12 protein-coding genes, 1 pseudogene and 1 riboswitch are annotated in these 13054 nt (G+C 73.5%); of the genes and pseudogenes, 6 read left to right on the plus strand and 7 right to left on the minus strand.

Annotation, left to right across the window (positions count from 1 at the left end):
- Window positions 1-126 precede the first annotated feature (126 nt).
- Window positions 127-774 carry a response regulator transcription factor gene (locus IEZ00_RS33205; RefSeq protein WP_189227340.1) on the minus strand — a complete coding sequence of 216 codons (648 nt, stop codon included), beginning with the start codon at window positions 772-774 and terminating at the stop codon, window positions 127-129.
- Window positions 771-1898, minus strand: coding sequence for a sensor histidine kinase (locus IEZ00_RS33210; protein WP_189227341.1), 1128 nt, complete (start codon window positions 1896-1898; stop codon window positions 771-773). The genes IEZ00_RS33205 and IEZ00_RS33210 overlap by 4 nt, the downstream gene beginning before the upstream one ends.
- A gap of 166 nt (window positions 1899-2064) precedes the next feature.
- Between IEZ00_RS33210 and IEZ00_RS33215 the strand changes: the two genes are divergently transcribed.
- The gene (locus IEZ00_RS33215; RefSeq protein WP_189227342.1) at window positions 2065-2565 is read left to right on the plus strand and encodes a hypothetical protein; all 501 of its coding nucleotides are present in this window, start codon (window positions 2065-2067) and stop codon (window positions 2563-2565) included.
- A 7-nt stretch (window positions 2566-2572) separates the two neighbouring features.
- Here the strand turns inward: IEZ00_RS33215 and metX are convergent, their stop codons facing one another.
- Both metX and IEZ00_RS33225 read right to left on the minus strand, forming a co-directional pair.
- Window positions 2573-3664 (minus strand): homoserine O-acetyltransferase MetX, encoded by a 1092-nt coding sequence (gene metX, locus IEZ00_RS33220; protein ID WP_189227343.1) that lies wholly within the window; start codon window positions 3662-3664, stop codon window positions 2573-2575.
- A gap of 17 nt (window positions 3665-3681) precedes the next feature.
- Window positions 3682-4971, minus strand: a complete 1290-nt coding sequence (locus tag IEZ00_RS33225; RefSeq protein ID WP_189227344.1) for a bifunctional o-acetylhomoserine/o-acetylserine sulfhydrylase — start codon at window positions 4969-4971, stop codon at window positions 3682-3684.
- Between the two features lie 192 nt (window positions 4972-5163).
- Here IEZ00_RS33225 and IEZ00_RS33230 point away from each other — a divergent pair, with 192 nt between their 5' ends.
- On the plus strand, window positions 5164-6171 hold the full coding sequence (locus tag IEZ00_RS33230; protein ID WP_189227345.1) for a Gfo/Idh/MocA family protein: 1008 nt from the start codon (window positions 5164-5166) through the stop codon (window positions 6169-6171).
- 60 nt (window positions 6172-6231) lie between these two features.
- Window positions 6232-7752: an aklavinone 12-hydroxylase RdmE gene (gene rdmE / locus IEZ00_RS33235; protein WP_189227346.1), complete on the plus strand. Its 1521-nt coding sequence runs from the start codon at window positions 6232-6234 to the stop codon at window positions 7750-7752.
- On the opposite strand, the gene IEZ00_RS33240 is transcribed toward rdmE, so the two are convergent.
- The gene (locus IEZ00_RS33240; RefSeq protein WP_189227347.1) at window positions 7721-9034 is read right to left on the minus strand and encodes an MFS transporter; all 1314 of its coding nucleotides are present in this window, start codon (window positions 9032-9034) and stop codon (window positions 7721-7723) included. The two genes, rdmE and IEZ00_RS33240, sit on opposite strands and share 32 nt — an antisense overlap.
- Window positions 9035-9164: 130 nt before the next feature.
- Between IEZ00_RS33240 and IEZ00_RS33245 the strand changes: the two genes are divergently transcribed.
- Both IEZ00_RS33245 and IEZ00_RS33250 read left to right on the plus strand, forming a co-directional pair.
- A complete protein-coding gene (locus IEZ00_RS33245) occupies window positions 9165-9515 on the plus strand; it encodes an SSI family serine proteinase inhibitor (protein ID WP_189227348.1) in 351 nt (116 codons plus the stop codon).
- 67 nt (window positions 9516-9582) lie between these two features.
- Window positions 9583-10071 carry a glutathione peroxidase gene (locus IEZ00_RS33250; RefSeq protein WP_189227349.1) on the plus strand — a complete coding sequence of 163 codons (489 nt, stop codon included), beginning with the start codon at window positions 9583-9585 and terminating at the stop codon, window positions 10069-10071.
- A 404-nt stretch (window positions 10072-10475) separates the two neighbouring features.
- On the opposite strand, the gene IEZ00_RS33255 is transcribed toward IEZ00_RS33250, so the two are convergent.
- Both IEZ00_RS33255 and gcvH read right to left on the minus strand, forming a co-directional pair.
- Window positions 10476-11846 carry an L-serine ammonia-lyase gene (locus IEZ00_RS33255; protein WP_189227350.1) on the minus strand — a complete coding sequence of 457 codons (1371 nt, stop codon included), beginning with the start codon at window positions 11844-11846 and terminating at the stop codon, window positions 10476-10478.
- A gap of 4 nt (window positions 11847-11850) precedes the next feature.
- Window positions 11851-12228 (minus strand): glycine cleavage system protein GcvH, encoded by a 378-nt coding sequence (gene gcvH, locus IEZ00_RS33260; protein ID WP_189227351.1) that lies wholly within the window; start codon window positions 12226-12228, stop codon window positions 11851-11853.
- Between the two features lie 116 nt (window positions 12229-12344).
- Window positions 12345-12436, minus strand: a riboswitch (glycine riboswitch).
- 203 nt (window positions 12437-12639) lie between these two features.
- On the opposite strand from gcvH, the pseudogene IEZ00_RS37525 reads away from it, so the two are divergent.
- Window positions 12640-13054: pseudogene (locus tag IEZ00_RS37525) on the plus strand (alanine dehydrogenase); the annotation flags it as partial.

The following is a 13054-nucleotide window of genomic DNA, read 5'->3' on the forward strand; positions in this document are numbered from 1 at the left end:
GCGGCGAGCGCCCTCTTTGCTGGATAACCCAACCCCAACGACGAACTCGCGGTACCCGAGCGTTCGACTCGCGGTACCCGAGCGTTCGACTCGCGGTACCTGAGCGTTCGACTCGCGCGGGCGGGGTCAGCCGGGGACGATGAGGCCGGATTCGTAGGCGGCGATCACGGCTTGGGCGCGGTCGCGCAGGCCCAGCTTCATCAGCACCCGGCTCACGTGCGTCTTGACCGTCTGCTCGGCCAGGAACAGGTGCGCGGCGATCTCGGCGTTGGACAGCCCCCGCGCCACCAGCACCAGCACCTCGGTCTCCCGGTCGGTCAGCGCCGACAGCGCCGCGGGCCGGACCGCCCGCGCGGGCCGGGCCCTGACGAAGTCCTCGATCAGCCGCTTGGTCACCGAGGGCGCCAGCAGCGCTTCCCCGCGCGCCACCACGCGCACCGCGGCCAGCAGCTCGCTGGCGGGCGCGTGCTTGAGCAGGAACCCGCTGGCCCCGGCGCGCAGCGCCTCGTACACGTAGTCGTCGAGGTCGAACGTGGTCAGCACGAGCACCTTGACCGGGTCGTCGGCCAGCATCCGGGTGGCGGTCAGGCCGTCCACCTCGGGCATCCGCACGTCCATCAGCACCACGTCCGGGCGCAGCCCGTGCACCTGCCGCACGGCCGCCGCGCCGTCGCCCGCCGCGCCGACCACGGTGATGTCCTCCTGGGCGTCCAGCAGCGCGGAGAACCCCTCCCGCACCATCTCCTGGTCGTCCACCACCAGAACCCTGATCACCGCTCCCCCACCGGAATCCTCGCCCGCACCTCGAACCCCCCGTCGTCGGTGGGCCCGGCGGACACCGAGCCGCCGTGCACCCCCACCCGCTCGCGCATCCCCGCCAGCCCGTGCCCGCCGCCCCCGCCGCGCGAGGGCCCGCCCGCCGTGTTGCGCACGACGACCTCCAGCGCGCCGCCCACGTCGTCCACCCGCACCGACACCTCCGATCCCGGCGCGTGCCGGGCGGCGTTGGTCAGCGCCTCCTGCACCACCCGGTACGCGGTCAGCCCGACCGCCTCGGGCACCTCCACCCGCGCCACCTGCGCCTGCGGGGCCAGTTCCGCGACGTCGGCCAGGCCCGGCTGCGGGGCGCGGTCCGGCCGCTGGTCGGTGGCCCGCAGCACGCCGAGCAGCCGCTGCATGTCGGTGATCGCGGCACGGGCGGCCTCACCCAGTTCAGCGAATTCTTTCAGGCCGTCCTCCGGCAACCCGGTGATCCGGTAAGGCGCGGTCTCGCAGCGCACCACGACCAGCGACATGTGGTGCGCGACCACGTCGTGCATCTCCCGCGCGATCCGGGCGCGCTCCACCAGCGCCGCCCGCTCGTCGCGTTCGGCCTGGTAGCGCTGCTCGGCCCGGCCGCGCGAGCCGAAGGCGTAGGCGAGCAGGAGCACCACCAGCAGCAGGACCGCGGTGGACGGGAAGTAGCCGGGGTCGCCCATGGCCCCGACCAGGTACAGCACACCGCCGGTGAGCACCCCCACCACGAGCACCACACGACCGGAGTACACCAGCCCCACGGACGCCAGCACCGGCAGGTACCAGCACCACTGCCACGGCCCGAGGATGGCCGGTTCGGAGGTCAGCAGCACCCTGGTGACCACCAGTCCCGGCAGCGACAGCCGCCAGGCCAGCAGCGGCGAGCGCAGCACCATCAGCGCGAAGCTGCCCGCGACCACGCCGAACAGCAGCGGCCACCAGCCGTCGGGCTCGTTGTACTCGACGTAGTCGACGCTGACCAGGATGGACACGACCAGCGCGTACACCAGCACCAGCGCCTGCCACAGGCGGCGGAAGCGGGTGTCGACCAGCACCCGCGTGCGGTCGGGCAGCAGCACGACTTGGAGCAGGGCGCGGATCACGTCCAGATGCTAGGCGGGGGCGCCGCCGCGCACATGGGTCCACGGTGCGTCATACCCAGGTAGCACTCCGGTGCCCCGGAGGACAACCCGTTGCGGCACCCGAAGCCCACGGGGTAGGCAGTACTGCAGAACTGTGCTCCCGTGCCCCCTGATGGAAGATGGCTGAATGCACCCGCAGCAAGATCCGGATCGCTGGGCACGGCTGCACGCCGTGGCCGGTGAGGCCCTGGCCGCCACCAAGGTCGGGGAGGACGCTGTCGCGGTCGACCTCGTGACCGGCTACCTCAGCGGTTCCCCGGAGGGGGACGAGGAGATCCGGGAGCTGGTGCTGCTGCTGTTCTCCGAGTGCAGCGGCATGGTCGCCGCGCTGGGCTCCGGTGGCGCGACCCCGGTGAAGATGCAGGTCTTCGACGAGGACGGCCAGGAGGTGCCGATCGACGACGCGGACCCGCCGGTGCGCACCGCGATCCGCACCCTGCTCGCGGAGGTGCACGGCGACCAGGAGGCCGCCGCCGAGCAGATCGAGATCGCGTTGGCCAACGGCGCTCCCCAGGAGCTGGCCACGGTGGTGCTCCAAGCGCTGCGCTGGACGGTGAAGCTGGCCCTGGAGTGCCAGGCGCGGGCCCTGCCGGTGACCCCGTGGATCGCGGTGGCGCTGGACGAGTGAGGGCCCGTCACCTCGGGCTGCCGACCTCCAGCAGCAGTTCCCGCAGCAGCGCGGCGACCTGCTCCACCTCCAGCAGGAAGGCGTCGTGGCCGTAGGGCGAGGCCACGACGCGCACGCCGTCCGCGCCCGCGATGCCCTCGGCCAGCTCCTCCTGCTGGGCCAGCGGGAAGAGCCGGTCGGAGTCGATCCCGGCGATGACGGTGCGCGCGGTGACCCTCGCCAGCGCCGCGCGCACCCCGCCCCGGCCGCGCCCGACGTCGTGGCCGTTCATCGCCTCGGTGAGCACCGCGTAGCTCTCCGGGTCGAACCGGCGCAGCAGCTTGTCGGCCTGGTGGTCGAGGTAGGACTCGACGGCGTAGCGGCCGTCGTCCTGCACCCGGCGGCCGAACCGGGCCTCCAGCTCGGCCCCGGTCCGGTAGCTCAGGTGCGCGATGCGCCGGGCCAGCCCCATGCCCGCCACCGGGTCCAGCCGCAGCGCGTGCAGCTGGGCGCAGCCCAGCGCGATCTGGTCGGCGGAGCAGGCCGCGGGCGCGGCCAGCACCATCAGCGAGCGCACCCGGTCGGGCCAGGTCACCGCCCACTCCAGCGCCCGCATCCCGCCCATCGACCCGCCGACCACCGCGGCCCACTCCCGGATGCCCAGCGCGTCGGCCAGCAGCGCCTCGGCGGCCACCTGGTCGCGCACGGACACGCGCGGGAACCGCGCGCCCCACGGCAGGCCGTCGGGCGCGGTCTCCCACGGGCCGGTGGTGCCCTGGCAGCCGCCCAGCACGTTCGGCGCGACCACGAACCAGCGGTCGGTGTCCAGCGCCTTGCCCGGCCCGACCAGCGCGTCCCACCAGCCCGGCGTCGGGTGCCCCGGCTCGGCCGGGCCCGCGACGTGGCTGTCGCCGGTGAGCGCGTGCTCCACCAGTACCGCGTTGGAGCGGTCCGCGTTCAGCGTCCCCCACGTCTCGTAGGCGATGCGCAGGGGCAGCCCCGGCAGGGCGCCGCGCAACCACCGCCGACGCCCCTCCGGGTCCCCCTCCCGCCAGCCGCCGCCGGCGGGAGGGGTCTTCCCCGGAGTGGTCCCAGCAGTGGTCCCAGCAGTGGTCCCCAAAGAGGTCCCGGAAGCGGTCACAGGGCGGCTTTGGCGGCCCGGAAGCCCGACTCCAGGTCGGCCTTGAGGTCCTCCAGGCCCTCCACGCCCACCGACAGCCGCACCAGGCCCGGCGTGACGCCCGCGACCAGCTGCTCCTCGGCGGTGAGCTGGCTGTGCGTGGTGCTGGCCGGGTGCACCACCAGGCTGCGCACGTCGCCGATGTTGGCCAGCTGGCTGAACAGCTCCAGCCCGTCGACGAACGCGCGTCCCGCCTCCACCCCGCCGTGCAGCTCGAAGGACACGATCGCGCCCGCCCCCTTGGGCAGGTACTTGCGCGCCAGCTCGTGCCACCGGCTCGACGGCAGCCCCGCGTAGTGCACCTTCGCCACCTCGTCGCGCTGCTCCAGCCACTCGGCCAGCGCCTGCGCGTTGGCCACGTGCCGCTCCAGCCGCAGCGACAGCGTCTCGATGCCCTGCAGCACCAGGAAGCTGGTCAGCGGGGCGATCGCCGCGCCGGTGTCGCGCAGGCCCTGCACCCGCAGCTTCGCCGCGAACGCCCCGTGCCCGAGGGCGGGCCAGTAGCGCAGGCCGTGGTAGCTGGGGTCGGGCTCGTTGAAGTCCGGGAACCGCTCGGCGTCGCCGAAGTCGAACTTGCCGCCGTCGACCACCACGCCCGCGATGGCGGTGCCGTGCCCGCCGAGGTACTTCGTCGCCGAGTGCACCACGATGTCCGCGCCGTGCTCCAGCGGCCGCAGCAGGTACGGCGTGGGCACGGTGTTGTCGACCACCAGCGGCACGCCGACCTCGTGGGCCAGCTCCGCCACCGCGGCCACGTCCAGCACGTTGCTGCGCGGGTTGGCCAGCGACTCGGCGAAGAACAGCTTGGTGTTGGGCCGCACCGCGGCCCGCCAGGCGTCCAGGTCGTCGGGGTCGTCCACGAAGGACACCTCGATGCCCAGCTTGGGCAGCGTGTAGTGGAACAGGTTGTAGGTGCCGCCGTAGAGCGAGGCGCTGGTGACGAAGTGGTCCCCCGCGCGGGCGAGGTTGAGGATGGTGGCGGTGGCGGCGGCCTGGCCGGAGGCGAACGCCACCGCGGCGACGCCGCCCTCCAGCGCGGCGATCCGCTGTTCGAGCACGTCCTGGGTGGGGTTGTTGATGCGGGTGTAGATGTTGCCCGGCTCGGCGAGGCTGAACAGCGCGGCGCCGTGCGCGGTGTCGCGGAAGACGAACGAGGTGGTCTGGTAGATCGGGGTGGCGCGCGCGCCGGTCGCCGGGTCGGGCGACGCTCCCGCGTGGATCTGCTGTGTTTCGAAGGACCAGGACATGGTTGTGCTCCTGAGGGTTTTCCGGCACGCCGGGTCGAGGGGGGCGGTTCAGCTCAGGCGACAGGCCATGCCGGCGACGCGCACGCGCCGCGCGTGCCGAGGTGCCACCAGGCGGTTCATGGGGCTGAACGTAGCCGCGCGCCACCACGTGCGACAGGGCGTCCACGACGTGGGACGCCTAGGGTGGCCGGCATGCGCACCGCACTGATCGGCTACGGGCTCGGCGGAGCCGCGTTCCACGCCCCGTTCCTGGCCGCCGCCGAGGGCCTGCGGCTGTCCGCCGTGGTCACCGGCAACCCCGAGCGGCAGGCGGAGGTGCGCTCGCGCTACCCCGACGCCGAGGTGATCGCCTCGGTGGACGAGGTGTGGCGGCGGGCGGACGAGTTCGACCTGGTGGTGGTCACCACGCCGAACCGGTTCCACGCCGAGCACGCGCGCGCCGCGCTGGAGCACGGGCTCAACGCGGTGGTGGACAAGCCGTTCGCCGGGTCCGCCGCCCAGGCGCGGGCGCTGGCGGAGCTGGCCGCCGGGCGCGGGCTGCTGCTGGCGCCGTTCCACAACCGGCGCTGGGACGGTGACTTCCGCACGGTCCGGCGGCTGGTCGCGGAGGGCGCGCTGGGCCGGGTGCACCGGTTCGAGTCGCGGTTCGAGCGGTGGCGGCCGGAGGTGAAGGACTCGTGGAAGGAGTCCGGCGACCCCGCCGACCTGGGCAGCATCGTGTTCGACCTGGGCACGCACCTGGTGGACCAGGCCATCGCGCTGTTCGGCAGGCCGCGGTCGGTGTACGCGGAGGTGCGGGTGCTGCGGTCGGGCGCGCGGGCGGACGACGACGCCTTCCTGGCGCTGACCCACGAGGGCGGCGCGGTGTCGCACCTGTGGGCCTCGGCGCTGGCCAACGACCTCGGCCCGCGCTTCCGCGTGCTCGGCGACCGGGCGGCGTTCGTCTCGCACGGCATGGACCCGCAGGAGGACGCGCTGAAGGCGGGTGCCACGCCGGGCGGCCCCGGCTGGGGCGAGGCGGCGTCCCCCGCCTCCCTCGGCGGTACCCCCGTCCCCTTGGACCCCGGTGCCTACCAGGACTTCTACGCCGCCGTGGCGCAGGGCCGCAGCCCCGTCCCGGTCGCCGACGCGGTGACGGGCCTGGAGGTCCTGGAAGCCGCCTTCGAATCCGCCCGCACCGCCCGCACCATCTCCCTCTGACCGCAGGACCGCCTTCCAACATCTTGCATGCCAAATCTCTTAGCTTCTAAGATTCTTGGCATGACAACAGACGAGCGCGTGCAAGTACTGGTCGTGGGAGCGGGGCTGGGCGGCCTGTCCGCCACCCTGTTCCTCGCCCAGCGGGGCGTCCGGGTCCTCGGGATCTCCAAGCACGGGGGCACCTCGACGCACCCCAGGGCGACCGGCCAGCACCACCGGACCATGGAGCTGCTGCGCACCGGCGGCGTGGCCGACGAGGTGCTCCAGGGCAGCGAAGGCGTGGACGGCCTGGTCATCAAGGTCGCCGAGAGCCTGCGCGGGCCGGTGCTGCACACCATCGTCCACGACGGCGAGGACCCGGCCTCGGCGCTGAGCCCGGAGCGGCCGGGCCTGTCCGGCCAGGAGCACGTCGAGCCGGTGCTGCTGGACCGCGCCCGCGCGCTGGGCGCGGACGTGCGGTTCCGGACCGAGCTGACCTCCTTCGAGCAGGACGGCACGGGCGTGACGGCGCGACTGCTCGACCGCACCACCGGCCGCAGCAGCACCGTCCGCGCCGACTACCTGGTCGCCGCGGACGGCGCGCACAGCCCGGTGCGGCAGGCGCTGGGCATCGAGCGCACCGGGCGGGGGCGGCTGTCCAGCCACATCGGCATCGTGTTCGACGCCGACCTCGACGACGTGCTCGCCCACGACCGATTCACCCTCTTCTACCTCCGCAACCCCGCCTTCACCGGCGTGTTCGTCGCCTCGAACACCCCGCGCCGCAACGCGATGGCCGTCGAGTACGACCCGACGCGCGAGTCCCCCGCCGACTACCCGCCCAGCCGCTGCGCCGAGCTGCTGCGCGTGGCCACCGGCCTGCCGGACCTGGAACCGGAGATCGTCGAGACCACCACCTGGGAGATGGCCCACTGGGTGAGCACCCGGTTGCGCGACGGCCGGGTGTTCCTGGTCGGCGACGCGGCCAAGGTGACCCCGCCGACCGGCGGACTGGGCGGCAACACCGCGATCGGCGACGGCTTCGACATCGCCTGGAAGCTGGCGGCGGTGCTGCGCGGCGAGGCCGGGCCGGGCCTGCTGGACAGCTACGACGCCGAGCGCGGACCGTACGCGAGGCTGGTGGCCGACGGATCGCTGAACAACTACGTGCGGCGGATGGCCCCGCACCTGGCCGGGCCGGACATCCCCGACCCGGTGGACCCGCACCAGCTCACCCTGGGCTACCGCTGCCGCTCCCGCGCGGTCCTGATCGACGACGACGACCCGGCCCCGATGGAGGACCCGTTCCAGCCCAGCGGCCGTCCGGGTTTCCGCGCGCCGCACGTGCCGCTGGGCGACCGGTCCCCCGCGGACTTCTTCGGCGACTGGACGCTGATCACCCTCGACCCGGCGTGGCGGGACGCGCCGGTCCGCGTCCCCGAACTGGCCGACCCGACCGGGGAGCTGGCCCGCCGCTTCGGCATCGGCGCTCGCGGCGCGAGCCTGCTGCGGCCGGACGGCGTGGTCGCCTGGCGCACCGCCGAACCGCCCGACGACCCGGCGGGCGCGGTCAGGGACGTGTTGGCTCGGCTGCTGGGGTGACCGCGCTCGCCTCCGGGCGGCGCATCGTCTCGCCGATCGCCAGCACGCACAGGGCGCTCACCGCGCCGCCCCCGACCAGGTACAGCGACACCGCCCACGAGCCGCCGCCCGCCCAGCCCACCAGCCAGGCCGCGACCACCGGCGACACCCCGCCGCCGAGCACCGCGCCGAGCTGGTAGCTCAGCGACACCCCGCTGTAGCGCACCCGCGTGCCGAACAGCTCGGCGTAGTAGGCGGGCATCGGCCCGAACAGCGCCGCCGACCCCGTGAAGGCCAGCACCATGGCCAGCACCACCAGCCCGGTCCGCTCCGTCTCCAGCAGCGCGAAGAACGGGAACGCGACGGCGGCCAGGAACACGCTGCCGCCCAGCATCACCGGCAGGCGGCCGACCCGGTCGGACAGCCGGGCGAACACCAGGATCGCCAGCGCCTGGGCGAACGCGCCGACCAGGCTCGCGGTGAGCAGCAGCTGGCGCGGCAACCCGAGCTGCCGGGTGCCGTAGGACACGGCGAAGGTCACCACCACGAAGATGAACATGTTGAACCCCAGGTTCACCCCCGCGCCGAGCAGCACCGAGCGCCACGACCGGCGCAGCACCTCGACCACCGGCACCCGCACGGTGCCCCGCTCGGCGCGGGCCCTGCGGAACACCGGGCTCTCCTCCACCGACAGCCGCACGTACAGCCCGACGGCCACGAGCACCAGGCTGAACAGGAACGGCAGCCGCCAGCCCCACGCCAGGAACGCCGGGCCGGACACCGCGGTCGCCGCGGCCATCGCGCCGTTGGCCAGCAGCAGGCCGACCGGCGAGCCCAGGAACGTCCAGCTGCCGTACCACCCGGAGCGGCCCGGCGGCGCGTGCTCGACCGCCATCAGCGTCGCCCCGCCCTGCTCGCCGCCGAGGAAGAAGCCCTGCACGACCCGCAGCAGCACCAGCAGCACCGGCGCGGCCACCCCGATCGACGCATAGGTCGGCAATAACCCGATCAGCGCGGTGCACACACCGGTCACGGTGAGCGTGAGCACCAGCATCGAGCGGCGGCCGATCCGGTCGCCGAAGTGGCCGATGACCACACCGCCCAGCGGGCGGGCCAGGAAACCCGCGCCGAAGGTGGCCAGCGAGAGCAGCACGCCGATCCTCGGGTCGAACGAGGGGAAGAACAGCTTGTCGAACACGAGCGCGGAGGCGGTGCCGTAGAGTAGGAAGTCGTACAGCTCCACCGCGTTGCCCGCCGAACTGGCCAGGGCCACCCTGCGCACTGCCCTCGTCTCGGTCGTCATCCCCCCACCTTGGGCCGGGCGCCGGGGTCTGACCAGCCGCTGACCGCGTGAACCCGATCAGGTTCACCGCCCCTCACACGATGCGGTGAGATCACTGGAGCGGCGGCGCGGGGCGGGCCACTGTGTCCGCATGGTGCTACTTCCCATGGCCGCGGCCGCCGCCGCGCTGATCTCCGCCGTGCCCGTCCCGCAGTCCTCCTTCGTGCTGTCCGTGCAGACCGACTCGATACGCACCGCGCGGCTGCACTGCGAGCCCACGGGCGGCGACCACGCCAACGCCGCCGAGGCGTGCGGCGCGCTGTCGGAGGTGGACGGGCGCATCGAGGACCTGGCGACCGAGACCGCGGTCTGTACGTTCCAGTACGCCCCGGTGCGGGTGACCGCCACCGGCACCTGGCGCGGCCGGGAGCGGACGTTCACCTCCGAGTACGCCAACTCCTGCCTGCTGCGGGCGAGCACCGGCCCCGTCTTCGCCTTCTGAGCCGCGCCCGGCTCCCGCCGCCCGGCTCTCGCCGCGCGGTCGCGCCGGGTCCGCGTAGGGTGGCGCCATGAGCGTCCTCGACATTCCCGCCCGCACCCTGTCCGGTGAGCCGACCAGCCTGGGTTCGTTGGGCGGCAAGGCTTTGCTGGTGGTCAACGTCGCCTCCCGGTGCGGCCTGACGCCCCAGTACGCCGGGCTGGAGCGGTTGCAGGAGCGCTACGCGGAGCGCGGGTTCTCCGTGGTGGGCTTCCCCTGCAACCAGTTCATGGGGCAGGAGCCCGGCAGCGCGGAGGAGATCGCGACGTTCTGCTCGACGACGTACGGGGTGACGTTCCCGCTGTTCGAGAAGACCGAGGTGAACGGGCCGTCCCGGCACCCGGTCTACGCGGAGCTGGTGGAGGTCCCGGACGCCGACGGCGAGGCCGGGGACGTGCAGTGGAACTTCGAGAAGTTCCTCGTCGCGCCGGACGGCAAGGTGGTCGCGCGCTTCCGCCCCCGCACCGACCCCGAGGACCCCGCCGTCACCGAGGCGATCGAGTCCGTCCTCCCCCACTGACCCCCGCGAGTCGAACCCTCAGAACCCCCGAGTTCAACGCTCAGGACGACCACGCCCGCCCCCGGCGTCACCCGGTCGCGGGCGTGTCGGGCGTGCCGCCCCCCGCGAGTCGAACCTCCAGACACCCTGAATTCAACATTCGCGCACCCCGACCCGCCCTTTCGCGCCCCGACCTGTGCTTTCGCGCGGGTCGGGGTCGCGTGGGTCGGGGTGTAGTTACCGGCCCTCCCGGCGGCCTCGGGTAGTACTTGCCGACGCACCAGGGCTGCGCGCGCCGTCCTTGGCGACCTGCCGCGCGGCGAGCGCACGCCCTTGACCCGCCCCGAACGTAGAACTCAGGGGTCCTGAGCGTTCGACTCGCGGTACCTGAGCGTTCGACTCGCGGGGCGGAGGGGGGGAGGGGGTCAGCACTCGATGACGTTGACGGCGAGGCCGCCGCGCGCGGTCTCCTTGTACTTGTCCTTCATGTCCTTCCCGGTCTCCCGCATCGTCTTGATGACCTTGTCCAGGGACACGAAGTGCGACCCGTCGCCCCGCAGCGCCATCCGCGCCGCCGTGATCGCCTTGATCGACGCCAGCGCGTTGCGCTCGATGCACGGGATCTGCACCAGCCCGCCGATCGGGTCGCACGTCAACCCGAGGTTGTGCTCCATGGCGATCTCGGCGGCGTTCTCCACCTGCTCCGGCGTGCCGCCCAGCACCTCGGCCAGCCCGGCCGCCGCCATCGAGCACGCCGACCCGACCTCGCCCTGGCAGCCCACCTCGGCCCCGGAGATGGACGCGTTCTCCTTGAACAGCACGCCCACCGCTCCCGCCGTGAGCAGGAACCGCACCACACCGTCGTCCGTCGCCCCCGGCACGAACCGCGCGTAGTAGTGCAGCACCGCGGGCACGATGCCCGCCGCGCCGTTCGTGGGCGCGGTGACCACGCGCCCGCCCGCCGCGTTCTCCTCGTTGACCGCCAGCGCGAACAGCGTCACCCAGTCCATCACGCGCAGCGGGTCGGTCGCGTAGTGCTCGCCCATCAGCCGCCGCCGCATGTCCGCCGCCCGCCGCCGGACCTTCAGCCCGCCGGGCAGCACGCCCTGCTCGGTGCACCCGCGTTCCACGCACTCCTGCATGACGTCCCAGATGTGCAGCAGCCCGGACCGCACCGACGCCTCGTCGCGCCAGGACAGCTCGTTGGCCAGCATGACCTCGCTGATCGGCAGCCCGGTCTCGCGGGTGCGGGCCAGCAGCTCGTCGCCGGTGCGGAACGGGTGGCGGACCGGGGTCGCGTCCGGTTTGATCCGGTCCGCCCCGGCGGCGTCCTCGTCCACCACGAACCCGCCGCCCACCGAGTAGTACACCGCGCGGTCCACCTCGGTGCCCGCGCTGAACGCGGCGAAGCTCATCCCGTTGGGGTGCAGCGGCAGCGACTTGCGCCGGTGCATCACCAGGTCGCGGTCCTCGGTGAACGGCACCTCGCGCTCGCCGCCGAGCAGCAGCCGCCCGGAGGACCTGATCCGCTCCACCCGCGCGCCCGCCGCCACCGGGTCGACCTCCTCGGGCCGGTGGCCCTCCAGGCCCAGCAGCACGGCCTTGGCGCTGCCGTGCCCGTGCCCGGTCGCGCCGAGCGAGCCGAACAGCTCGACGTGCACCCGGTCCACCGCCGCCAGCGGGCCGCGCGTGCGCAGCCGGTCGGCGAACATGGCCGCGGCGCGCATCGGGCCCACGGTGTGCGAGCTGGACGGGCCGATGCCGACGGTGAACAGGTCGAAGACGCTGATGGCCACGGCGTCAGTCCCCGGTCAGCTCGGCGTACCGGGCGGCGGTCAGCAGGCCCTCCGCCTCCTCCACGGCCACCTTGAACAGCCAGGCGCGGTACGGGTCGGCGTTGATCGCCGCCGGGTCGTCGACCACGGCCCGGTTGACCTCCACGACTTCGCCGCTGACCGGCGCGTACAGGTCGCTGACGGACTTGGTCGACTCCAGCTCGCCGCACACCTGCCCGGAGGTGACGCGGTCGCCGACCTCGGGCAGCTGCGCGAAGACGATGTCGCCCAGCGATTCGGCGGCGTAGGAGGTGATGCCGACGGGCACGGGGTCCTGGGTGCCCGGCGCCCAGTCGACCCACTCGTGCTCGGGGGTGTACAGCAGCTGATCGGGGTAGGTCACGGCAGCGCTCCTCAGGAGAAGTACGGGTTCCCCTGCTCTGTCCTGGGACCTGAGAGCTTCGCCGCGCGCGCGGCTTGCACCGTGGGTGCGCGCCGGGGCGCGCTTTCCAGAGTCGCCTCGCCCGGACGGTTCTCGGTGCCTGAGAGTGTGCGGGGTGCTTGCTCCTTCGGCGCTCCAGCTCGCCTGGAGGCTCTCCCGCCCGGGTTGCGGTGCCGGGTGGCACCACGGCCGATGTTCAGTTTGCCCTGATGGGCAGACGCTAGGTCCCCGCGTGCGCGGGTGTCAACGCGACCGACCTCCGCCGTTGTGCGGCCGGCACAACGCGGGTTCGTCCCGTTGGTGTTGGCCGCACGATGACACGGGTACCCCGCTCGCGGACCTTTGGCGTAACAGCAGCTGAAGGAGGCGACCGTGCGGATCGCAGTTCCCCGCGAGATCAAGAACCACGAGTACCGCGTCGCGCTGACCCCGGCGGGCGCCCACGAGCTGACCGCGCGCGGCCACCAGGTCTTCGTGGAGGCGGGTGCCGGCCTGGGGTCGGCCATCCCGGACGAGGAGTACCTCGCGGTGGGCGCGAAGGTGCTGGCCTCGGCCGAGGACGTGTGGGCCGAGGGCGAGCTGGTGCTCAAGGTCAAGGAGCCCATCGCCGAGGAGTACCCGCGGCTGCGCCGGGGGCAGGTGCTGTTCACCTACCTGCACCTGGCCGCCGACCGGCCGCTGACCAGGGCGCTGCTGGACGCGGGCACCACGGCCATCGCCTACGAGACCGTGCAGACGCCCGGCGGGGCGCTGCCGCTGCTTGCGCCGATGTCCGAGGTGGCGGGCC

It is taken from the genome of Saccharothrix coeruleofusca, from assembly GCF_014648515.1.
Taxonomy (GTDB): domain Bacteria; phylum Actinomycetota; class Actinomycetes; order Mycobacteriales; family Pseudonocardiaceae; genus Actinosynnema; species Actinosynnema coeruleofuscum.

What these genes read in the sequence shown, in the direction of transcription:
- IEZ00_RS33215 (WP_189227342.1), top strand. Translation starts at nt 2,065, where the DNA reads ATGCACCCGCAGCAAGATCCGGATCGCTGGGCACGGCTGCACGCCGTG.
- IEZ00_RS33225 (WP_189227344.1), bottom strand. Translation starts at nt 4,971, where the DNA reads ATGTCCTGGTCCTTCGAAACACAGCAGATCCACGCGGGAGCGTCGCCC.
- IEZ00_RS33230 (WP_189227345.1), top strand. Translation starts at nt 5,164, where the DNA reads ATGCGCACCGCACTGATCGGCTACGGGCTCGGCGGAGCCGCGTTCCAC.
- rdmE (WP_189227346.1), top strand. Translation starts at nt 6,232, where the DNA reads ATGACAACAGACGAGCGCGTGCAAGTACTGGTCGTGGGAGCGGGGCTG.
- IEZ00_RS33240 (WP_189227347.1), bottom strand. Translation starts at nt 9,034, where the DNA reads ATGACGACCGAGACGAGGGCAGTGCGCAGGGTGGCCCTGGCCAGTTCG.
- IEZ00_RS33245 (WP_189227348.1), top strand. Translation starts at nt 9,165, where the DNA reads ATGGTGCTACTTCCCATGGCCGCGGCCGCCGCCGCGCTGATCTCCGCC.
- IEZ00_RS33250 (WP_189227349.1), top strand. Translation starts at nt 9,583, where the DNA reads ATGAGCGTCCTCGACATTCCCGCCCGCACCCTGTCCGGTGAGCCGACC.